22 protein-coding genes are annotated in these 20,487 nt (G+C 43.3%); 6 read left to right on the top strand and 16 right to left on the bottom strand.

Features of this window, described 5'->3' with window-relative positions:
• Positions 1–5: 5 nt before the first annotated feature.
• The 3 genes from P8S55_RS01035 to P8S55_RS01025 are packed head-to-tail and all read left to right on the top strand — an operon-like array spanning position 6 to position 1,760.
• Positions 6–737, top strand: a complete 732-nt coding sequence (locus P8S55_RS01035; RefSeq protein WP_289224447.1) for an OmpA/MotB family protein — start codon at positions 6–8, stop codon at positions 735–737.
• Entirely contained in the window at positions 734–1,438 is a 705-nt protein-coding gene (locus tag P8S55_RS01030) for an OmpA/MotB family protein (protein ID WP_289224446.1), read from the top strand. The genes P8S55_RS01035 and P8S55_RS01030 overlap by 4 nt, the downstream gene beginning before the upstream one ends.
• A 46-nt stretch (positions 1,439–1,484) precedes the next feature.
• The gene (locus tag P8S55_RS01025) at positions 1,485–1,760 is read left to right on the top strand and encodes a cupin domain-containing protein (RefSeq protein ID WP_289224445.1); all 276 of its coding nucleotides are present in this window, start codon (positions 1,485–1,487) and stop codon (positions 1,758–1,760) included.
• Here the strand turns inward: P8S55_RS01025 and P8S55_RS01020 are convergent.
• Entirely contained in the window at positions 1,757–3,163 is a 1,407-nt protein-coding gene (locus P8S55_RS01020) for a protein adenylyltransferase SelO (RefSeq protein ID WP_289224444.1), read from the bottom strand. The two genes, P8S55_RS01025 and P8S55_RS01020, sit on opposite strands and share 4 nt — an antisense overlap.
• Before the next feature lie 244 nt (positions 3,164–3,407).
• Here P8S55_RS01020 and P8S55_RS01015 point away from each other — a divergent pair, with 244 nt between their 5' ends.
• Together P8S55_RS01015 and P8S55_RS01010 are read left to right on the top strand one after the other, a co-directional pair.
• Complete coding sequence (locus P8S55_RS01015; protein ID WP_289224443.1) at positions 3,408–4,955, top strand: PD-(D/E)XK nuclease domain-containing ATP-binding protein; 1,548 nt, start codon at positions 3,408–3,410, stop codon at positions 4,953–4,955.
• Positions 4,956–4,979: 24 nt separating this feature from the next.
• Entirely contained in the window at positions 4,980–5,312 is a 333-nt protein-coding gene (locus P8S55_RS01010; RefSeq protein ID WP_289224442.1) for a DMT family transporter, read from the top strand.
• 73 nt (positions 5,313–5,385) lie between these two features.
• Here the strand turns inward: P8S55_RS01010 and P8S55_RS01005 are convergent, their stop codons facing one another.
• From P8S55_RS01005 to P8S55_RS00965, 9 genes are all read right to left on the bottom strand, one after another.
• Entirely contained in the window at positions 5,386–6,000 is a 615-nt protein-coding gene (locus tag P8S55_RS01005; protein WP_289224441.1) for a LysE family translocator, read from the bottom strand.
• Positions 5,997–7,271 (bottom strand): TlpA disulfide reductase family protein, encoded by a 1,275-nt coding sequence (locus P8S55_RS01000; protein ID WP_289224440.1) that lies wholly within the window; start codon positions 7,269–7,271, stop codon positions 5,997–5,999. The genes P8S55_RS01005 and P8S55_RS01000 overlap by 4 nt, the downstream gene beginning before the upstream one ends.
• 7 nt (positions 7,272–7,278) lie before the next feature.
• A complete protein-coding gene (gene msrA, locus P8S55_RS00995) occupies positions 7,279–8,487 on the bottom strand; it encodes a peptide-methionine (S)-S-oxide reductase MsrA (RefSeq protein WP_289224439.1) in 1,209 nt (402 codons plus the stop codon).
• A 92-nt stretch (positions 8,488–8,579) separates the two neighbouring features.
• Positions 8,580–9,713 (bottom strand): class Ia ribonucleoside-diphosphate reductase subunit beta, encoded by a 1,134-nt coding sequence (nrdB, locus tag P8S55_RS00990; RefSeq protein WP_289224438.1) that lies wholly within the window; start codon positions 9,711–9,713, stop codon positions 8,580–8,582.
• Positions 9,714–9,831: 118 nt separating this feature from the next.
• The gene (locus P8S55_RS00985) at positions 9,832–10,059 is read right to left on the bottom strand and encodes a hypothetical protein (protein ID WP_289224437.1); all 228 of its coding nucleotides are present in this window, start codon (positions 10,057–10,059) and stop codon (positions 9,832–9,834) included.
• Between the two features lie 132 nt (positions 10,060–10,191).
• Entirely contained in the window at positions 10,192–11,361 is a 1,170-nt protein-coding gene (locus P8S55_RS00980) for a Fic family protein (protein WP_289224436.1), read from the bottom strand.
• 75 nt (positions 11,362–11,436) lie between these two features.
• Positions 11,437–12,045, bottom strand: a complete 609-nt coding sequence (locus tag P8S55_RS00975; RefSeq protein ID WP_289225282.1) for a GIY-YIG nuclease family protein — start codon at positions 12,043–12,045, stop codon at positions 11,437–11,439.
• Positions 12,046–12,238: 193 nt separating this feature from the next.
• Entirely contained in the window at positions 12,239–14,524 is a 2,286-nt protein-coding gene (gene nrdA / locus P8S55_RS00970) for a class 1a ribonucleoside-diphosphate reductase subunit alpha (protein ID WP_289224435.1), read from the bottom strand.
• A gap of 357 nt (positions 14,525–14,881) precedes the next feature.
• Positions 14,882–15,913 (bottom strand): GGDEF domain-containing protein, encoded by a 1,032-nt coding sequence (locus P8S55_RS00965; protein ID WP_289224434.1) that lies wholly within the window; start codon positions 15,911–15,913, stop codon positions 14,882–14,884.
• Between the two features lie 188 nt (positions 15,914–16,101).
• Here P8S55_RS00965 and P8S55_RS00960 point away from each other — a divergent pair, with 188 nt between their 5' ends.
• Complete coding sequence (locus P8S55_RS00960; protein ID WP_289224433.1) at positions 16,102–16,419, top strand: winged helix-turn-helix domain-containing protein; 318 nt, start codon at positions 16,102–16,104, stop codon at positions 16,417–16,419.
• A gap of 190 nt (positions 16,420–16,609) precedes the next feature.
• Here the strand turns inward: P8S55_RS00960 and hpf are convergent, their stop codons facing one another.
• The 6 genes from hpf to P8S55_RS00930 all read right to left on the bottom strand — a co-directional run bounded on the left by hpf (position 16,610) and on the right by P8S55_RS00930 (position 20,413).
• Positions 16,610–16,948 carry a ribosome hibernation-promoting factor, HPF/YfiA family gene (gene hpf, locus P8S55_RS00955; protein ID WP_289224432.1) on the bottom strand — a complete coding sequence of 113 codons (339 nt, stop codon included), beginning with the start codon at positions 16,946–16,948 and terminating at the stop codon, positions 16,610–16,612.
• Between the two features lie 142 nt (positions 16,949–17,090).
• Positions 17,091–17,816, bottom strand: coding sequence for an LPS export ABC transporter ATP-binding protein (lptB, locus tag P8S55_RS00950; protein ID WP_289224431.1), 726 nt, complete (start codon positions 17,814–17,816; stop codon positions 17,091–17,093).
• Positions 17,816–18,328, bottom strand: a complete 513-nt coding sequence (lptA, locus tag P8S55_RS00945; protein ID WP_289224430.1) for a lipopolysaccharide transport periplasmic protein LptA — start codon at positions 18,326–18,328, stop codon at positions 17,816–17,818. The genes lptB and lptA overlap by 1 nt, the downstream gene beginning before the upstream one ends.
• Positions 18,315–18,869 carry an LPS export ABC transporter periplasmic protein LptC gene (gene lptC, locus P8S55_RS00940; RefSeq protein WP_289224429.1) on the bottom strand — a complete coding sequence of 185 codons (555 nt, stop codon included), beginning with the start codon at positions 18,867–18,869 and terminating at the stop codon, positions 18,315–18,317. Before lptC ends, lptA begins: the two co-directional genes overlap by 14 nt.
• 2 nt (positions 18,870–18,871) lie before the next feature.
• Positions 18,872–19,396 carry a KdsC family phosphatase gene (locus P8S55_RS00935; protein WP_289224428.1) on the bottom strand — a complete coding sequence of 175 codons (525 nt, stop codon included), beginning with the start codon at positions 19,394–19,396 and terminating at the stop codon, positions 18,872–18,874.
• Positions 19,397–19,426: 30 nt separating this feature from the next.
• Positions 19,427–20,413, bottom strand: coding sequence for a calcium/sodium antiporter (locus P8S55_RS00930; RefSeq protein WP_289224427.1), 987 nt, complete (start codon positions 20,411–20,413; stop codon positions 19,427–19,429).
• Positions 20,414–20,487: the final 74 nt, after the last annotated feature.

The following is a 20,487-nucleotide window of genomic DNA, read 5'->3' as shown; positions in this document are numbered from 1 at the left end:
TAACCATGAATCCAATTGAACACTCAAAGCAAACTGAAGATAAATTTCGTCAGATTGCTTTGCAACGATACCGAGTTTGGTTACTGACCTTTGTCTCCTTGTTTACGTCGTTGCTCGCTTTTTTTGTTTTGATTATCACCTTAACAGAAGTAGAAGGGGTCGCACCTAAACGTAGTTTTCAAAAAGTGGCAAGTGGGCTTTACACGCAACTGGCCACTATTCATCAACAAAAAGGCATGGATTGGTTGCGCATTGAAAATACCTTTGCTAAAGGTGTTCGTATTTCTTTTGACCCTGTGCTGTTTAGCCAAGCGCCCTTGTTTGCTTCTGCACGCCCTGAAATTAATCCGCGTTACTACCCCTATCTAAATGAAATTATTGAGGCTTTTGACGAAGCTGATTTACTGAATTTTGAAAAACGAAATCAGCGCTGGTTAACGAGCTTGCGAGCAGCAGGCTATGATGTTCAGCTAACGATTCGTATAGAAGGTCACACGGATGCGATTCCTTTAGCCGCTACCGCACGTTTCCGTGATAATGTTCAGTTGAGCAGTTTTCGGGCTTATGAAGTCATGCATTATTTGCAGCAAGCGCTTGAGTGGCCAGAGGCCATGTTTTCGATTGCAGGGTATGGTAGTTTTCATCCCGTAAGTGTGAACCCCAATGATCCTGAAAATCGACGGATTGAGATTTATGTGATCCCTACCTTAGTTCTTATCCCCGAGGTGACAAGATGACGGTCACCGAATCGCGTGCTAGATCTTCATGGCTGATGTCATTTGCCGATGTGGTCACCTTGTTAATTACGTTTTTTATTATGATGTTGGCACTTTATAAAGCGGAAGTGTCGCAGCTTCAAAAGTGGACACAATCGCAGATGGAGCAATCTTACAATGAAATGTTGGATTTAATGCTGGTGCGAGATTATCGCTATGTTTCGTTACGTCATGATGAGCGGGGTATTCATTTAATTATCAATCATCCGGGTGCGTTTGAGCGCGGAGGCTTTCAGGTGAGTGAGGGGCTTGCTGAAGAACTCAGTCTAATGGCAGAAAAGCTACCTCAATTAACCCTGTTTCAGGTGGTGAACAATCCAGACTATGCCAAGGTTTTTGATCAAGCACGGTCAACCGGTTTTGAGTGGCGTATTGATGTTACGGTTGAGGGGCATACGGACAATGATCCCATTGCCCCTAGTTCGTTTTTGCGCAATAACTGGTTTTTAAGTACCATGCGTGCGCAAAACGTAATGCAGCTGATGTATCAGGTGTCAGGCTTGCCTAGCGCTTTGTTTTCAGTCGCAGGGTACGGTGAATATAGAGAGATAGCGCCCAATGATTCAGAACTCAACAAAGCATTAAATCGTCGGGTTGAAATTTTAATTACCGCAGGGTTTATTCAATCTGATTTTGAGCTAGTTGGGGCTGCAGACGAATAGTTGGCTATGATTTCAGGTTTTTTTTGCACTAAATGGAGATAAATTAATGGCAAGAATTGACGTGCGCTCGGATATGAGCGAGCAGGAACGACTTGATAGGCGTGTGGTGCATTGGCCCGTTTGGGAAAAGGGCGTGTCGGTATTTCCTTGGTTTTATGAATTTGAAGAAAATTGTTATATCGTCGAAGGTGAAGCCATCGTGACTGGCAGCGGGATGGCTCCTGTGACGATCAAAGCAGGGGACTTTGTGACGTTTGAAGAAGGCTTAACCTGTCGTTGGGAAATTACTCAGCCGCTGAAAAAGCATTATCAGCTCGGTTAAGACGAGCAGCTTAATCGAGAACCTTTGTTTTGCGGTTTGGGCGCTTGTGTCCAAACCGAATCCTCATCTTTAAATGGCTGTGCCAGCCAATTTCGCCAGACATCAATAATCTGGCGATCTCCCTGTTCGGCCTGTTCGATAATATGCTGAGCAATGTAATTGCGCAGCACTCTGGCGGGATTGGTGTTGAGTATTAAGCTTCGGCGTTCCGCTGGGGTTTGGCTTTCTTTTTCTAAGCGTTGTTGGTATTTTTTGAACCAGGCCTGGTAGTCCTCTGCCTGCGGCCAACAGCTGTGAGGCTGGGATATATCGGCTAACGAACGCATAAAGACATGGAAATCGACTCGATGTTTATCCAAACATATCAGCAGTTCGGCAATCAACAATTTATCGTTGGTTTGTGGGTTTTGTAGTCCAAGCTTACGGCGCATCAGATTGATATATTCGGTATTAAAGGTTTCGATATACACATCCAGTAATGCTGTGCGGGTGGTTTCGCTTGGAATCAACGGCGCAAAGGCTTGGGCTAATACTTGGCAGTTCCATAGTCCCACATTCGGTTGTTCGTTATAGGCATAGCGTCCGGCGCTGTCGCTATGGTTGCAGATATAGCCTATCTGGCAATCATCCATAAACGCATAGGGACCAAAATCAAAGGTTTCGCCTAAAATTGACATATTGTCTGTGTTCATTACGCCATGATTAAAGCCTAAACTTTGCCATTGGGCAATCAATTTGGCGGTGCGCTTAAAAATGGTTTCAAGTAATCCGATATAGGGGTCAGTTTTGTTAAGTAGTTCAGGATAGTGCTGCGTCAGTACAAAGTTGGCGAGGGTTTTAGCGGTGTGTTGGCCTTGTTCGGCCGCCCATTCAAAATGCCCAAAACGAATATGGCTGGGGGTGACTCTGAGCATCATCGCGCGCGGCTCAGGGCCTTCACGCCAGACCGTTTCTTTTCCGCTGACAATCGCTAGCGCGCGAGTAGTCGGCACACCCAGCGCATGAAGGGCTTCACTGGCGAGGTATTCACGTATCACTGAGCGCAAAACGGCGCGACCATCGCCACGGCGTGAATAGGGTGTGCGTCCTGCGCCTTTTAAATGCCAATCAAACTTTTCATCGTTTGGCGTTTGCCATTGGCCTAACAGCATACCACGACCATCACCTAAATCCGGGTTGTAATAACCAAATTGGTGACCGGTGTATTTTTGCGCTAAAGGCTGCAAAGAATCCGGCAATAAACCGCCTCCTATCGCCTGAATTTCAGCTTCGCTAAGGTCGATTTGATGTGCCGTGATCAGGTCGTGGTTGAGGGCGAAGAGTTGTCCGTCTGTAAGGGGTTCTGGCACCACTGGGGTATAAAAATTAGCAGGCAATTGGCGATAGTGTTGAATAAAAGGCATGAGGGTTAATAACCAAGTAGTTTACTAGGATATAGCTTAGCGGCTTTTGTACCAGGATGCAAAAAATTTTAGTTTTGCTATCTCCATTAAGCGTTTGCAGGTTATGCCTCAGTGATATTTTAACCTAAGCCCGTTCCAACCTCAGTAGGTTTTGTCAATATGCTTGGCGCTTATAACATTGCTGTTGACGCCAAATGTTTTAAGTTTGTTATACTATGATGAATATGACAAAGACTTTAAAACCATGAAACTTAAAAAACTACCGATAGGCATCCAAACCTTTAGTGAAATCCGCGAGGATGATTACGTTTATGTCGATAAGACAGGGATTGCCTATGAATTATTGCAAAACTATAAGTATGTTTTTCTAAGCCGCCCCAGACGCTTTGGTAAGTCGTTGTTTTTGGATACTCTGCGCAATATTTTTGAAGCCAATAAATCCCTGTTTAGCGGTTTAGCGATAGAAAACCAATGGAATTGGGATGTGTGCTATCCAGTGATAAGGATCAGTTTTGCGCAAGGCAAGATAGAGAGTCGTCAGCAGTTGGATGAATCTATTTTACGTATACTCAAAGAAAACCAACATTATCTAGCGATTGAATGCGAAGAAAAAACCAGTGTCGCCGGTTGTTTCAGCGAACTGATTCGTAAAGCCAATGAAAAATACAACCAAAAAGTCGTGGTGCTGGTCGATGAATACGACAAACCTATTCTGGATAACATCACCAACACCCCCCTTGCCCAAGAAATCCGTGATGGCCTGGTTAACTTTTACAGCGTGATTAAAGGCAGTGATGAGTTTTTACGGTTTGCGTTTTTAACCGGTGTGAGCAAGTTTACTAAAACGTCGATTTTCAGCGGGCTAAACAATATTACCGACATTTCCTTGCATAGAAAATATGGTGATATCTGTGGTTACAGCCAAAACGATGTGGAAACCACCTTTGCACCTTATCTCGAAGGTGTGGACATGGATAAGCTCAAACAATGGTACAACGGTTACAACTTCTTGGGCAGTCAAATGTACAACCCGTTTGACATATTAAAATTTATCGACAACGAACAGATCTTTAGCAACTACTGGTTTGAAAGCGGCACGCCAACCTTTCTTATCGAGCTGATTAAAAAACACCAATATTTCCTGCCCAATCTAGCCAACCTGAGGGTAGATCAAAAACTGCTCAATAGTTTTGACATCGAAAACCTCGATTTAGAAGTCATTCTCTATCAAAGCGGTTATCTCACCATTGATAGCGTGCAAACCACCTTGTTTGACACCCTAGAATATACGCTCAAGATTCCAAACAAAGAAGTCAAGCAATCGCTGAACGACTATATTATTGACACCATTATTCAAGACAAACACCCGACACCCGCCAAAACCCATATTTATAAAAGTTTGCTGGAATCGGATATGCCAAGCTTCAAGCAGTCATTGGTGAGTCTATTCGCCAGTATTCCCTACAACAATTTCACCAAAAACGACATGCAAAACTATGAAGGCTTTTATGCCAGTGTCATCTATGTCTATTTACAAAGTTTGGGGTTGAACATTATCGGTGAAGATGTGACCAATAAAGGACGGATTGATTTAACCATCAAAATGGACAAGGCCATTTTCATCCTCGAATTTAAAGTCGATGCGACAGACAAAACTAATGCCCTAGCGCAAATAAAAGACAAAGGCTATGCCGATAAATACCTTAACGAGCAAAAACCGATTTACCTAATCGGTATTCACTTTGATCCTAACGCAAAAAATCTAGCCAGCTTTGATTGGGAGCGCTCATAAAGAATTATACACAGGGGATTAATGATGAATGTTTGGATATTATTAAGTCTGGCCATCGTGTCTGAAGTGATTGGTACTAGCGCGCTAAAGCTCAGTGATGGGTTTACAAAACTCATGCCATCTTTAGTTGTGCTGGTGGGGTATGGTTTGGCATTTTATTTACTATCCCTGACGCTCAAGCAAATACCCATTGGTGTGGCTTATGCAATTTGGGCGGGTGCAGGGATTGCGTTGATAACTTTGATTGGTTGGATTGTATTTAAGCAAACTCTTGATCTAGCCGCTGTACTCGGTATCGCGTTGATTATCAGCGGCGTTGTGGTGTTACAGGTTTTTTCTAAAGTGGGCGGCCATTAGTTAAATCCGTTCAGCGTGCTTAGGTTGTTTCTTGTGTTAAATGAACGCAAAGAAGTGGCCGCTTGTATTCGGTTTAAGCCAAGCTGGCCAATAGCAGTAGAGCAAGTAGGGTTAGTACCAATGCGCTAATGCGATTGAGCCAGATTTGTCCTTTGCCTTGTTGACTAAACAGTAAGTGTTGCATCTTGGCGGCGGCGAGGGCATAGGCCAGTAACACGCCAGCCAGTATCAAACTGATTAAGCCCAGCAGCACGAATGCGTCCAGCAGGGTTAGGGCGCTGAGGTCAATAAACGCCGGTAAAAAGGCGAGATAAAAGAGTACGGGGTTGGTTAAACTGACCGCGATACCGGTAAAGAAGTCGCGACGGTTTTGTTTGGGTGTGGCGTTTTGCGCTAAGGCGGGTCTATGCCAGTTTTTCCAAGCTAACCAGAGCAAAAAGCCCGCCCCAAAGAGTTTCATCGCAACCAGGCCTGGTTGTGACCAGTAGGCTAGCAAGCTTAAGCCGCTTAAAGTAACGATTAACACCACTAAATCCATTACCACAATGCCAGCCGTAATCCAAAAACCGGCACGAAACCCGCTTTGTAGACTGCGGGTGACAGTGGTAATCACCCCAGGACCTGGCGTGGCGGATACAAAAATGAGCGCTAAACTCAGTCCTAAAAGCGTGGTGAGGCTTAAACTCATTGTTGATCCAGCAGTTGTTGAATGACCTTAAGGTGATGGGGTTGATCCCATTCCGTGCCGCCAAAAAGGGCATAGCGAATTTGCCCTTGCTTGTCGATCAGGTAGGTGGTGGGGTAGGCAATGATTCGCCAGTCTTGAATCGCTTGGCCTTGTGGATCAAGCAGAATTGGGAAGTTCACCGGGTTTTGGATCAGAAAATCAGCAAAGTCGGCAGGCTGTTCGGCAAGGTTAACGGCTAAAATCTCAAAGGGCTGGTCGCTCAGTTGGGTTTTTAAACGGGTCATCGAAGGCATTTCATGCAGACAAGGCGGACACCAACTGGCCCAAAAGTTAAGCAAGATAACCTGACCCTGATAGTCGCTTAAGCGATGGCGCTCGCCTTGGAGATCAACAAGATCAAGGTTTCGTTGTTGTGGTCCTTGGTAAAGCTTCAAACGATCGCTGGGTGCTAGGTTTGTTTGAATGGGCGCGTTGGGTGCAACGAGAGCGCCGCTGGTACGGGGTGCGTGCATATAGCCTGTTAACAGACGCATCGCGTTTAAAAGTTGGGGTGCGAGGTCTTGTGTTGCGGTGTGTTCTATCGCAAGGGCATCTGGACGAAAGTAAAAACGGTCTCGCACTTGGGGTAATAACTGTAAAAACACCGGACTGCCTGCGTTGCTGAGTTGCTTTTTTAGTTCAGACAATTGCCAGCGCCAAGGGGATAACTCGGCTTGCAGCGTAAAAATAGGCAGATTAAGTGTTTGAGTCTGTGGCCAGTAAATAGGCGCTTCACCCGGTGAGGGCGTTTCAATATAGAGGTTAGGGTTGAGTAGAATCAACGCGATGTTTTCTTTAGGTATTTGCTGGTAAAGATGCAGCCCCCGTGCGGCCAATTGAACGGCTTTGTTGGACGCAATGATAAACAACGGTAAGCCGTCTTGATGGGCTTGGTCAATCAATGATACAAGCAGTGCGCTCGGTATCTCATCGATCGCGCTGGCGGTCGGTGAAAGTAGCAGCGCTTCAAATAGATCGAGTTGCCAGCTTTCGATTCCATGGTTAGCGAGTTGCTTGGCGAGCTGGTTTTCAGCGGTTAATACTCCGTATTCGGAGACCAGCCAAAGCACGCGTGCTTTAGCCGGTGTGCTGCTAGGGGTGATCTGCAGCGATAACTCGGTATCATCGATCATCAAGGGTTTGGCTTGTACTGAAACGCAAAAAAGCATCAGCACAAAACAGGTTAATAACAACCAGGCCTGGTTGCTGGGTTTAAGTTTTGAACCGATCATATCCAGCTTAGTCCGGAATAAATTTCAATACATTGCCATTAATGCAGTAACGCTTATAGGTTGGGGGTGGGCCATCATCAAACACATGCCCTAGGTGAATACCCGAACTCGCTGAGCGCACTTCGACTCTTAACATTTCGTGCGAACGGTCTTGGTGCAATGTGAGTGCGCCTTCAACGGGGTTGAAAAAACTCGGCCAACCTGAACCGCTTTCGAATTTGGTGTCGGTACGAAATAGCGGTGCACCAGTAATCGGGTCAACAAACACACCGGGGCGTTTTTCATCCAAATGGGAGCCGGTAAACGCACGTTCAGTGCCTTGTTCAAAGGCAATACGTTGTTGTTCAGCTGTCAGCAGTTGATAACCTAACCATTGCCAAAATCCTTGGCTATCGCCGTTATAGCCGGTGTAGCGAGATACTTCTTTGCCTTGTTTAAATAACACTATCGTCGGGGTAGCAAACAGGGCTTTATCTAGCTGCCAGCCTTCAGGTGCAAGTGGCGATAAGCTTTGTGCTACCGGCACGCTGGCTTGCCAGTTTTGTAAAACCTCGGCTTCAAACTGTTTACAGAAACCACAGTTTTCTGATTCAAATACCACTAACTGTTGGTCAAAGTCTAAGGTTTCAGGATTTAACTTGGGTGTATTTAGCGCCAGGCCTGGTGCTAAAAGGGGGTATTTCACACCGGTTCCGCCTAGTCCACAATAGCCATTGGGGTTTTTGGCTAGATAGTCTTGGTGGTAGTCTTCAGCCGCGCTGTAGTGGGTCAGTGGTGCGATTTCAGTGGTGATATCGCCCAAGCCGGCTTGATGGAGAGCCGCTTGATAGTGATTACGGGTCGCTATCGCCAGTTCGGCTTGGGTTGGGTTGGTATAGTAGATTGCACTAAGGTAATTGAATCCTATGTCATTGCCTTGGCGCTCACCTTGAGTGGGGTTATGGTTTTGCCAAAAAGCAATCAGGATAGCTTCTAGGTTTATTTTCGCGGGATCAAAGCTAACCTTGATGACTTCAACGTGATTGCGCTTGTCGGTTTTGCCTGCACGGCGTAAGCGCTCATGCGCCAGAATTGCTTCATAGCTGGCACTGATTTCACCATTGGCATAACCGCTTTCAACATCTACAACGCCAGGTAGTTCTGATAAACGTTTTTCAGCACCCCAAAAACAGCCCATCCCTAATACAATCGATTCCGTGCTGTTTGCTGATGTCATGTTTTTCTCCTGCGCGCAGGCGCTTAAAAATAAACTGGAAACAATCGCTAGAAAACCCAAGCGAAAACTTAAACTAAGCCACTTCACCCGTTTTATAACGAGAAGCCACCAAAGTCATCTTTACTGACTTTGGTGTCCACCTGTCCGACTAAATAAGAGCTGATTTCTGACTCTTGCGGCGCGACTTGAACATTGTCACTCACCAGCCAATTATTCATCCAAGGTAGCGGGTTGCTTTTTGATGGAAAAATAGTGTCATAGTTAAGCGCTTTTAGGCGCACATTAGTGATGTACTCGACATAGTCCTGCAAAATTTTGGTGTTGAGACCAATCATCGAGCCCTCTTTAAATAAATAGGCTGCCCATTGTTTTTCTTGTTCAGCGGCATCACGGAAAATGCTGATAATGGTTTGTTCTTGTTCTTTGGCAATCTCGGCCAGCTCGGTATCATCTTCACCTGAGCGCATAATGTTTAATAAATGCTGGGTGCCGGACAAGTGCAAGGCTTCATCACGCGCAATCAGCTTGATGATTTTAGCATTGCCTTCCATCAGCGAGCGTTCCGCAAACGAAAAGCTACAGGCAAACGACACATAAAAACGAATCGCTTCTAATACATTTACCGATACCAGGGTTAGATAAAGCGCAGTTTTAATTTTTTTTCGGAAAACCGGGTCTTTTTCGAGATCAACCGCATTGGCATACATCGTATTGGTTAAATGAATTAGTTTGTCATAGTGCTCAGTGACTGAAATAGCGCGCTTAACGATTTCTTCATTGGTCACAATATCGTCAAACACCACACCGGGGTCGGTCACGATATTGCGGATAATGTGGGTGTAGGAGCGGCTGTGGACTGTTTCAGAAAAAGACCAGGTCTCAATCCAGGTTTCAAGCTCAGGGATCGACACCAGCGGCAGTAATGCAACATTTGGTGAGCGACCTTGTACCGAATCCAGTAGCGTTTGGTATTTTAGATTGCTGATAAAAATATGTTTTTCATTCTCAGGCAAAGCAGCGTATTCACCACGATCACTGGATAAATCGATTTCTTCGGGGCGCCAGAAGAAACTTAATTGTTTTTCGATTAGCTTTTCAAAAATAGGATATTTTTGTTGGTCATAGCGCGCCACATTCACGTTTTGGCCAAAAAACATCGGCTCTTTTAATGCATCGTTTTGGCTACGACAGAAGGTTGAGTAGGTCATTTTTTCTTGGCAACTCATAATGGACTTCCTAGTTATGAATGATAATAGTTAACTTCTGATTATACGGTTTTTATACATAAAGAGCACCAGGCCTGGTGCTCTTAAATGTGGATTAATTTACACCTCTTTGGCTTAATTACAACTTAGTTTCGGATAATAAGTGCCGAGTCGGTATCTTTCGGATGACGTTTTTGAAACTTCTCATACTGCTCAGACTGAGTCGATTTGACAAAAGCAACCAACATTCATCAGGATACAAGGCTAAAGTCTTGTCATAGCCGTTAGAAAATTCTTCTAGCCAATCATTATGGGTAAGGTGCTCTAGGATTTGAGTTTCAAAAAAGACTTCCTTGTGTTTTGCCATACTATGTCCTAAAAAATGTCCATATAAAAATTCATCACAAACCTATATAGGAATAGGTCTCCAACAGATTTAGAGTGATTAAATGTTCTAGCAAAATGTCCAATACCTTTGTTACCAAGCTAGCAGCAAAATCTACATTTTTCTAATAAAGCTTGGGGCAACTTTACCATTCCCTAAGTCAGCCAATAAGTCGAGTTTTTTAAGATTGCTAAAATCGCGAGATTTAGTTTTATCAGTTAGTTTTGAATAGAGTGCTAGATACCAAGGTTCTTTACGTAATTCAGCAAACACAACTGTGCCATATTTCAATACTTGATTAACAATAGCGTACTGACGGTCATTAATTCTGCCTTCATCATGTAAACGTTTTAAACTTGTTTCATATAAAACGATATGCATCAAGCGGTTTACCCTGTCATGCAGGTGGTTAATCGTTTCAAGCATGCCTTCCAAAAATAGCGTTACAAACTCATAATTAGGGGTAGGCTGTTTTTTATCTGCCGCTTTTCGACAGTGATTAAAGGCCGCAAAATAACGGTGAATGTGTTTAAGGTAAAAGTTCGCCTGAGCAAATGGCGCATATCGAAAACCATCCGCATAGAGAATACCTGCTTCCAACACTCGTCCAACACGTCCATTGCCATCCCAAAAAGGATGAATCAGCTCAAAATATAAATGCACTAAAGGTGCTCGAATGAGTGCGGGAACACCGCTTTTTGCCAACGCCCGGTTCCACTCCAATAAGGATTGCAAAAGCAGCTCAATATCTTGCCCAAGCTGTGGCGGTTTATAAACACCACCATGCTCAGCAATCCCCACTCGAGTTACCAAACCGTCAATATCGGTGCGAAGCACACCTGGTCGATTATGAGTATTGTCAAATTCAATACCGTTGTAAACCAATCGATGGATTTCACAGACATCCTCAAAACTGGGTTGCCAGTCCTCTTCGACACTCACCTGTTTAATAAAATCATAGGCCTGTTTCAGATTATAGGCTCGTTGCTGCTCCATGTTTTGAATTTGCTCTGGTGACAAAGACAATGCTACTTCAGTCTCTTCCTCGGTGAGAGTAGCTCCTTCAATGGTATTGGTTCCGAAAACCGAACTAACCACCACCTCTTTTTCAAGACTGCTGGCAACATGTGATAGCGGGGAATCTTTAAAACGATTCTGAGCATCTTCAACACGCTGATATAGCAAGGCAATGTCCTCCTGTTTAAGCCCAATCTGTAGCTTAAACACACCTGAACGCAATGTCTCAATTCGGTTAACTAAAGAAATGTCGGAAAAAATGTCCACTAAAAAACACCCAATAAAAATTAACAATCAGTTACTTAACTAAAAATCAAGATAATAAAAGTTTCAAAAATTGTCCTAGTTATCTTCCATTGTATAAGTCTCATTATAAATACACCATAGGTCTTTACCTTGGTAGTTCCAGTGAGGTGTTGGTTGGATGGTATAATCCAGATCGTTAATACTTTGTGTTGCTTTTGTTAAAGAAGTCTCTTCACCTTTGTACATGACTTTCTTTTCAGAAATCACAGTAGCGGTGATGGTCTCATCCTTGTTATAAGTTAAAACTGAACCCACAGGAATACCCATCTGCAAATAGTTCATTGGTGGTCGTCTTCGTATCTTTTTAGCTGAGCTCTTTTCAGACTCACTCACACCTTCGTTAAGCTGTTCATTTATCTGTGGAGTCACATCCTTATGCTTCAGTAGTTTTAATACCGCTATAGCCTGCTCCGGCTCAATATCAAAGAACTCTCGTTTAGGATTTATACGACTAGGGTTAAATGCAATATGAAGAGCTTGTTCTACATCAGAGCAATTCTCTACCTCTACCGCATAAACACACTCAAATGGAAGTGGCACACCTGTTGAATAAAGCTGTGACATTCGCTGCTCTACATAACTCTGAGTCGTCTTACCAATCTTTACCATATTCGGTATAGCAGGGTTGGTTAATACATAGACAATTTGATTTTTCTGAATCCATTAAATCTACCTTCTTGTCAAACGCTTAAATGCTACAATCGTCATAAAAGTGACGAAAAGTAGCAAAAGACTAAATTGCAAGATCTCTATTCAAAAAAGTCGAATTTGAGAATTTAACTTTGGCAATAGCGGGGTTCTGCAAAGGTCTGTTATACAAATTGTATTTTGGAGGTCTTTACAACTTACATGCACCGCCGGCACAGCTAGGGTCTTCTTGTGAGTCGTCGGCGCCATCGCGGGTGTTGTGGTAATAAAGCGTTTTAACTCCCAACTTGTAGGCATATAAAATATCTTGCAGTACTTGTTTAATCGGCACTCGGTCTGCTTCAAATTTTGCTGGGTCGTAATTAGTATTCGCGGAGATGGCTTGGTCAACAAACTTCTGCATAATCCCCACTAGCTCTAAATAACCTTTGTTATTCGGAATTTTCCAAAGCAACTCATAGTTGTCTTTAATCTCTTTAAAGCCTGGCACCACTTGTTTCAAGATGCCATCTTTTGAGGCTTTGACTGAAATAAAACCACGCGGCGGCTCAATCCCGTTGGTTGAATTGGTAATTTGCGAGGAGGTTTCGCAGGGCATCAATGCGCTTAGGGTTGAGTTGCGCAAGCCGTCTTGTTTAATGTTCGAGCGCAGTGTTTCCCAGTCATAGTGCAGGGGTTCGTTGCATACTTCATCCAAGTCTTTTTTATAGGTATCTATCGGCAGAATCCCTTTTGCATACAGGGTATCACTAAACATCGAACAGGCACCAAACTCTTTCGCTAATTGGTTAGAGGCCTTGAGCAGATAATATTGAATCGCCTCAAAGGTTTTATGCACTAAACCATTGGCCGAACCATCTGAATAGCGCACATGATGTTTAGCTAAATAATAAGCCAAGTTGGTGACGCCAATCCCTAAGGTTCGGCGACCGTGGCTGGATATTTGCGCCGCTTTAATCGGATAGTCTTGGTAATCAAGCAGACTATCAAGTGCGCGCACAATCAACTCGGATAGCTCCTCCAGCTCATCAAGATTGTCAATCGTGCCAAGATTAAACGCTGATAGGGTACAAAGCGCGATTTCACCATTTGGGTCATCCACCGAATTCAGTGGCTTGGTGGGCAGTGCAATTTCTAAGCAAAGATTGGACTGATGAATGGGTGCTTTTTTCGGGTCAAACGGGCTGTGGGTGTTGCAGTGATCGGCGTTCTGCACATATATACGCCCAGTTTGAGCGCGTTCTTGCGCTAGCTGGGTAAACAGGTCAATCGCTTTAACTTGTTTTTTTCGAATTGAAGCATCGGCTTCATAGATTTTGTATAAGCGCTCAAATTCCACTTGATCAGCAAAGAAGGCATCATATAAACCCGGTACATCAGACGGGCTGAACAGGGTAATATTTCCGCCCTCAATCATGCGCTGGTACATGAGCTTATTAACCTGAACGCCATAATCTAAATGGCGAGCGCGGTTTTCTTCTACCCCGCGGTTATTTTTTAATACCAGCAAGGATTCAACTTCTAGGTGCCAGAGAGGGTAAAACAGGGTCGCCGCACCGCCACGAACCCCGCCTTGTGAACAAGATTTCACTGCTGTTTGGAAATGCTTGATAAACGGAATCAGACCCGTGTGATAGGCCTCACCACCGCGAATTTTGCTGCCAATCGCGCGAATTTGACCAATATTAACCCCAATGCCAGCACGTTGCGATACGTATTTGACAATAGATGAAGAGGTGGCGTTAATCGAATCTAACGAGTCGCCACATTCAATTAATACACAGGAACTAAACTGGCGTGTCGGAGTGCGAACACCTGACATGATCGGGGTCGGTAGTGAGAGTTTAAATAAAGATGCCGCATCATAAAAACGCTTAATCACGTCCATGCGTTTCTCGGCGGGGTAGTGACCAAATAGACACATAGGGATCAGCATATAGATAAACTGGGGGCTTTCGTAAATTTCGCGTGTTACACGGTTTTGTACTAGATATTTGCCTTCAAGCTGCTTTACCGCGGCATAGCTAAACGTCATATCGCGTTCATGGCTGATGTAACTATCGAGTTCGTCAATATCGGCTTTGTTAAACTGTTCAAGCAACTGGGCGTCATAACGACCGGCGCGGACCATTTTGTTGATATGTTCAAACAAAGCCGGTGGCGTAAAGCGGCCAAAGGCTTTTTTGCGCAAATGGAAAATCGCGAGGCGGGCGGCCAAGTGCTGGTAGTCGGGGGCGTATTCTGAAATCAGGTCAGCAGCGGATTTGATGATGGTTTCATGAATGTCAGAGGTTTTTATGCCGTCATAAAACTGAATGTGCGAGCGTAACTCAACTTCAGAAACCGAAACATTTTCCAAGTCTTCAGCAGCCCAAGTAATCACGCGGTGGATTTTTTCTAGGTCAATGGATTCTTGTCGGCCGTCGCGTTTAGTAACGTTTAAGCTAGATTTAGTCGCTGAATTTGTGTTGCTCATGGCAAGTTTACTCTCTGTTCGGTTTTTTGTGGATGACATTGTGAATAACTATTTAATTTCTATAATCATAAAAACTTTTTTTGTTAGCTTTTCATAGCGTTAGGGGTATTTGGTAACACAAGCTTTAGATTTAACGTCTAAGTTGATCGTTGTGGGTAGATTAAAAACCACAATATATTGTGGTGGTGTTTTATTTTGCTAACTAAATATAGTAAATTTTAGCCAAAAATGCAACTATAAATTTTTTAAGGAGTTATTTAAAAAAATAAAGATTGAAAAAAATTTTAAACAAGCATGGGTTGTGGATAACTTTGTGGGAAGAATTGAGTTGTTACAAAAAAAAACGAGGCAAAATTTTTACAGCTGGTGTTCACCGCATACAGAATTACGTTTGGTTTTCGCTAGATAAAGAGTTTTATCTGCTCGTTTAAATAAATCGTCTGCAGATTCGCCCATTTGATACATGGCAATACCTATTGAGGCGGTCATTCTTAAAGGTTTGTCGTGATCTCGAATTTTTAACGATTTATTTTCAATGGCAGAGCGTAGTTTTTCTGCATAGCGCAGGGCGTTTTCATAGTTTATATTGTTTAAAAGAATTACAAACTCCTCACCACCAAATCGTGCTATTTGGTCATGGCCTTTGGTTTGGGCACGCAGAAGTTTGGCGATATAGCGAAGTGCACTGTCACCAACAAGGTGACCATAATCATCATTGACCTTTTTGAAATGGTCGAGGTCGATCAATAGCATGCTAAATGTGGCCGCTTTCTTTTTTGCAGACTCAATTTGTGTTTCAATTATTTCATTAAAACCTCGCCGATTGGCAATGCCGGTTAGTGAATCCGTCTTAGCAAGTTGGGTTGCATCTTCAAGTTCTTGTTGTAATTTTTTAATCACTTCAGCAGAGTTGTTGAGTATTTTTTGTAACTGATCCGTTGATTCATTCAATGTTTTTATGCATGGTAGAATGTCCTTTTCGACGCAGTCGATGACTTCTTGTTGTGTCCTGCTGTTTTTTAGATACGTTATGTTTTTTTCGAGTAGGTTTTTCTGATTGTTTGACTGATCGACCCAGTTATTTATATTAGCTAGCGCTTGTGAAAGAAGAAATGTTATTTCTGATGCAGGAAGTTGTTGATTAAGAATGCGTTTTAATAACTCACGATAAATGGGCCAAACAGTCTCGTCTGAGTAATCTTTGGATTTAATCAGCGCGCTTAGATTTTCACTAAATTCATGATCTAGTTGAATGGCTTTTTCATACAGTAATGTGAAGTGTACGGGTGTAGAGGCAACACTCAGCGCTTGTATCTCTTTAAGAACCTGTTCAGCTATAATGGTGGCTTGTGGAATAGAATCATTATAACGACAAGATTGACTGGGCATTGTAGACCTTTGGGCATTCTAAATTAGGCTGTGGCTGCAAGAATATTAAACTATTGGGTATTATTGCAGTTATCATTCGATTTGTCACGATCACAAGCAACTAAATCAAGAGGTGTAGGGTGTCTGAAATTACTAAAAAATTACCTGGTGATCCCTATTCTGAGCTTATAAGGGCTAGGTTTTGGCTTGTGAGTGAAGTTGGAAGTGGTTATATAGGTATAGGCAGAATAAAGCTATTGGAAAATATACAGCGTTTTGGGTCGATAAATCGAGCAGCAAAAGAAATGAATATGTCTTATAAAAAAGCATGGAAGTTAGTTGAGGACATGAACCACTTGTCTGATTTTCCTTTGGTGTTAAGTGAAAAGGGCGGCAAGCAGGGCGGAGGAACGCAGGTTACTGAATTGGGTGTCGCCTACATTAACTACTTTCATGGATTAGAGCAACGTTTGGCTGAATTTCTTGTTAAGGAATCAGAGCAGCTTAAGAATATATTGGTGCGATAGTGCACCAAACTTGTATGCATTCTTGAGTTTGCTAGTGAGTATTTATCGAGCTGACAGCCTGTTCATTTTCTAGTTGTTTTTAGTCTGAATGCTGATCTAAGGGATTTAAGTAGGTTAACAGGAGTCGCTAAGAGTTGGTGAGCGTGAAAAATGCTGCAAGCCCTAATAAAAAGGGCTTGCTTTTGTTTCACTAGTCTTCCATTGCAGCTGTATTCATGCTTTTTACGCCACCTGATTTTTGGTGGTGGTCGCTAATTTTTTCTTTATGTTTGATGATTTGACGATCAAGTTTATCAATTAGGCCATCAATTGATGCATACATATCCGAGGTTTTATTTTGTGCAAATAGGTCTTGGCCTGAAACATGAACTGTTGCTTCTGCCTTTTGCCCTTGTTTTTCAACAGTTAAAATGACGTGGACATTAGTAACATGATCAAAATGGCGTTCTAGCTTAGAAAATTTATCATTAACATAGTCACGAAGTGCATCGGTTAAACTCATGTGGTGGCCAGTAATATTAATTTGCATTCCTAACTCCTTGTTTTTTATTTATGGAATGTGTTGTAGGGGACTTGGTAATTAAATCCCGGGTACTTAGGTTTTAAGACTTAATACCAGTATAGCATATTCGTTGCTGAGTTCGTGCTGTTTACAGTTGTACGGATCTTTTTTACGCCCGGAAGTGTTCGCCTAAGTAAACACGTCTTACATCAGGATGATTGAGAACTGCATCGGGTTCGCCTTTAGCTAAAATGCTTCCTGCGTGAAGGATGTAGGCTTGGTCGCAAACGCTAAGTGTCTCTCTAACGTTATGGTCAGTAATCAGTATCCCAATTTGCTTTGATTTAAGATGTTCAATAATTTGTTGAATCTCTTTTACCGAAATGGGGTCGACGCCCGCAAAGGGCTCATCCAGTAAAATGAATTTAGGCTCCATGGCGAGGGCGCGTGCAATTTCAACACGTCGCCGTTCCCCACCAGAAAGCGCCTGACCAGGCTGGTTAATAATGTGGTTAATTTGCAGGTCGTTTAGTAATTCGTCGAGTTTTTGTTGGCGTTGTGATGGGGACAGTTCAGCGCGCATTTCTAGAATCGCAAGGATATTGTCGCGTACGGTTAATTTGCGAAAAACTGAAGCCTCTTGGGGAAGGTAGCCAATGCCAAGGCGAGCACGTTGATCAATACTTAGGTCGCTAATGTCTCGATTGTCCAGCATAATGCTACCCGCATCATGCTGGACGAGTCCAGTCATCATGTAGAAAGTGGTGGTTTTACCGGCACCATTAGGGCCAAGTAAACCTACAACCTGTCCGCTATAAACATCAAGATCAACGGAGGTGACCACCTTGTATTTTTTATAGCTTTTGGCGAGACCACGTGCATAAAAGTGAGCCATTAGTCCTCCTGTGATGGGGGTTCAATGGTCATGCGCACTCGCCCGATTTGTTGGTCAGTGCTGCCTGCTTTTAACGTCTGGCTGTTAAGGTCATAAACAAGTCTTGGCCCTTGAATTTTATGACTGTCTTGTTGTGCGAGAAAGGCATTGCCAATTAAATGGATTTTACGTTCCTTGGCATAATAAATGATAGTCTGAGCGTGGCCATTAATTTTTGTTTGCTGAAGGGGGTCATAGTGCGCAAATGTTGCTGGATTTCCGCTAGCGGTCAGGGTGTTGAGTTGGCGACCAGGGTGGATGAGTTCAACTTGATCTCCGGTTATTATCGTCTCGCCTTGAGTAACTACGACTTGACCTGTATAGCGGGTTACCCCTTTTGCATCTTGGCTGTCTAGTTGGTCAGCTTCTATTTGAATCGGTTGATTCTGTTGTGACCAGGCCTGGTTGGGTAGGCCCAGAAAAGCAATTATAAGTAGACTTGCTTTCAAAATAATAAGGTTAGTTAATGTCATAGTGAGTTGTTTTTACCTGTGAGTGAAGTCGGGTATGTTGTGTCTCAAGGTCTAATGTTAGCCCTATGCCTTGAGTGTGGGTATTTTTTGATTTAAGTGTTACCGCGACTGGGCTGGATAGGGTTTCAGTATTTTTATTATACTTGAGTTGTTCGGTATTCAGTAGGTTCACGTTGCGTGGTGTGTTTTGGTTAGTTAAAAAATGTTCCACTTGAACCTTGCCTTTAAATTCAAATAGAGTTTGCTGTTCAATTTGAGCTTGAGCACTTTTTATTATCATGCGCTGGTCAAGGGTGTCACGAACTAGATAGGGAAGGGTGACGAATACAGTATCGTCTTGTTGGCGAAGGTTTTTGGCTTCTAGGTAGTGTTGAACTCCATTCGCGTTGAGTTGCCAGCTTTGAACCTGTTCAATTTTCCAATCATTTTGACTAAGTTGGCTGGGGCTGTACAGGCCTTGCTCGGGATTGTTGTATAGCGTGAAGGCTAACGCGCTGAGGCCTAGCAAAGCAATAATCAGGACGCCAGATTTGAATTGCATCGTTATCTCAGATAAAAACCCATGTGAGTTTGCCAATGACCTTGGGCTTTCATAATGAGTTCACAGAATTCACGGACAGCACCACGGCCGCCTTCAAACCCGCTAACAAAGTCAACACGGCTGATTACTTCAGGATCGCTGTCTTTTGGGCAGGCGGACAGACCTACTCGGCGAAGGATTGGGAGATCCAAAATGTCATCACCCATATAGGCAACTTCATCAAGTGAAATAGCCAATTTATCCATTAAGGTCTCAAATGTTGGCAGTTTGTCGGGAACGCCTTGGTAAAGATGCTTTATTTTTAAATCTTGCATTCGTTTTTTGACTAGCTCGGAGGTGCGTCCAGTAATGATACCGATCTCAATACCGCTTTTTTGAATCAATACCATCGCAAGGCCATCACGCGTATAAAAAGCTTTGTATTCTTGACCGTCATCGCCATAAATAAGACGGTTGTCAGTTAAAACACCGTCAACGTCAAGTAGGAGTAGCTTTATCTTTTCAGCTTTAATGTTAAGGTTATTCATAATGATCGCTTATCAGTTAGTTTAATAACGTTAGGTTACTGTATTGAAGTATAGCAAAGTTAGGTAACCAAAAAATAGCGTTAATAAGAAAACCCCTTCGACTCTATAGATTGTGGCGCTGCCTTTCCTGGGTAGCGCGACTAATAACATGGCGACAGTAAAGCCCAGCAAAATAGGCAGGTCTCGTTTTAATAAGTCGTTATCAATCAGTGAAGGGGCAAGAATGGCAGGTACGGCCAAAACAGCGAGTAGGTTAAATAGATTTGACCCAAGTATATTGCCTATCATCATATCAACCTCGCCCTTTAAAGCGGCGCTAATAGAGGCGGCTAATTCAGGTAGGCTGGTACCGATTGCAATGATGGTTAAGCCAATAATTAAGTCAGGAACTTCAAAGAACTCTGCAATTTCTACTGCACCCCATACCATCATTCGTGCACTAATCACCAGTAGAACTAATCCACCCAATAGATAAAACATGCTGCGGGCTTTGCTAAACTTTGGGAGTTTTTCAAGTCCTTGATTGATTTCGGAGGCTAGGGGGTCATCAGGAGCAACTTGTTTGTTGCGACGAATAATCCAGGTTAGCGTTATCGTCAGTATTGCGAGTAGAATGATACCGTCCATTACGCCTAGCTTGTAATCCATCATTAGTACAACCGTCAGTGCGGTGATAACTAATAGGATGGGCATTTCGCGTCGGATAAAATTGGATTTAACGGCAATGGAGGCAATTAAAGCGGTTACGCCAAGAACTAAGCCAATGTTGGTGATATTGGAGCCGACCGCGTTGCCAACCGCTAGGCCAGGGTTGCCCTCTAGCGAGGCGATAATCGCAACGACAATTTCTGGGCTTGATGTGCCAAATCCAATAATGACCGCTCCGATAATGATGGGGGATACATTGTAGCGCACGGCGATGCTGGCTGCGCCATCGATAAAAAAGTCAGAACTCCAGACAAGCAAAGCTAATCCAACGATAAGCATAATCGTGGGTAGAATTAATACAGTCGACATAATTGCGGGCTCGCTATAGACTATTGATTTTTAAATTTTGCGTATTATACAAAATTTGACCTAGCGATAAAAAA

It is taken from the genome of Thiomicrospira sp. R3 (assembly GCF_029581415.1).
GTDB lineage: Bacteria > Pseudomonadota > Gammaproteobacteria > Thiomicrospirales > Thiomicrospiraceae > Thiomicrospira.
This window is presented reverse-complemented; position numbering and strand designations above follow the sequence as displayed.

Bases quoted from the DNA above. Each gene is read 5' to 3' on its own strand.
- P8S55_RS01035 (WP_289224447.1), top strand. From the start codon at position 6: ATGAATCCAATTGAACACTCAAAGCAAACTGAAGATAAATTTCGTCAG.
- P8S55_RS01030 (WP_289224446.1), top strand. From the start codon at position 734: ATGACGGTCACCGAATCGCGTGCTAGATCTTCATGGCTGATGTCATTT.
- P8S55_RS01025 (WP_289224445.1), top strand. From the start codon at position 1,485: ATGGCAAGAATTGACGTGCGCTCGGATATGAGCGAGCAGGAACGACTT.
- P8S55_RS01020 (WP_289224444.1), bottom strand. From the start codon at position 3,163: ATGCCTTTTATTCAACACTATCGCCAATTGCCTGCTAATTTTTATACC.
- P8S55_RS01015 (WP_289224443.1), top strand. From the start codon at position 3,408: ATGAAACTTAAAAAACTACCGATAGGCATCCAAACCTTTAGTGAAATC.
- P8S55_RS01010 (WP_289224442.1), top strand. From the start codon at position 4,980: ATGAATGTTTGGATATTATTAAGTCTGGCCATCGTGTCTGAAGTGATT.
- P8S55_RS01005 (WP_289224441.1), bottom strand. From the start codon at position 6,000: ATGAGTTTAAGCCTCACCACGCTTTTAGGACTGAGTTTAGCGCTCATT.
- P8S55_RS01000 (WP_289224440.1), bottom strand. From the start codon at position 7,271: ATGATCGGTTCAAAACTTAAACCCAGCAACCAGGCCTGGTTGTTATTA.
- msrA (WP_289224439.1), bottom strand. From the start codon at position 8,487: ATGACATCAGCAAACAGCACGGAATCGATTGTATTAGGGATGGGCTGT.
- nrdB (WP_289224438.1), bottom strand. From the start codon at position 9,713: ATGAGTTGCCAAGAAAAAATGACCTACTCAACCTTCTGTCGTAGCCAA.
- P8S55_RS00985 (WP_289224437.1), bottom strand. From the start codon at position 10,059: ATGGCAAAACACAAGGAAGTCTTTTTTGAAACTCAAATCCTAGAGCAC.
- nrdA (WP_289224435.1), bottom strand. From the start codon at position 14,524: ATGAGCAACACAAATTCAGCGACTAAATCTAGCTTAAACGTTACTAAA.
- P8S55_RS00965 (WP_289224434.1), bottom strand. From the start codon at position 15,913: ATGCCCAGTCAATCTTGTCGTTATAATGATTCTATTCCACAAGCCACC.
- hpf (WP_289224432.1), bottom strand. From the start codon at position 16,948: ATGCAAATTAATATTACTGGCCACCACATGAGTTTAACCGATGCACTT.
- lptB (WP_289224431.1), bottom strand. From the start codon at position 17,816: ATGGCTCACTTTTATGCACGTGGTCTCGCCAAAAGCTATAAAAAATAC.
- lptA (WP_289224430.1), bottom strand. From the start codon at position 18,328: ATGACATTAACTAACCTTATTATTTTGAAAGCAAGTCTACTTATAATT.
- lptC (WP_289224429.1), bottom strand. From the start codon at position 18,869: ATGCAATTCAAATCTGGCGTCCTGATTATTGCTTTGCTAGGCCTCAGC.
- P8S55_RS00935 (WP_289224428.1), bottom strand. From the start codon at position 19,396: ATGAATAACCTTAACATTAAAGCTGAAAAGATAAAGCTACTCCTACTT.
- P8S55_RS00930 (WP_289224427.1), bottom strand. From the start codon at position 20,413: ATGTCGACTGTATTAATTCTACCCACGATTATGCTTATCGTTGGATTA.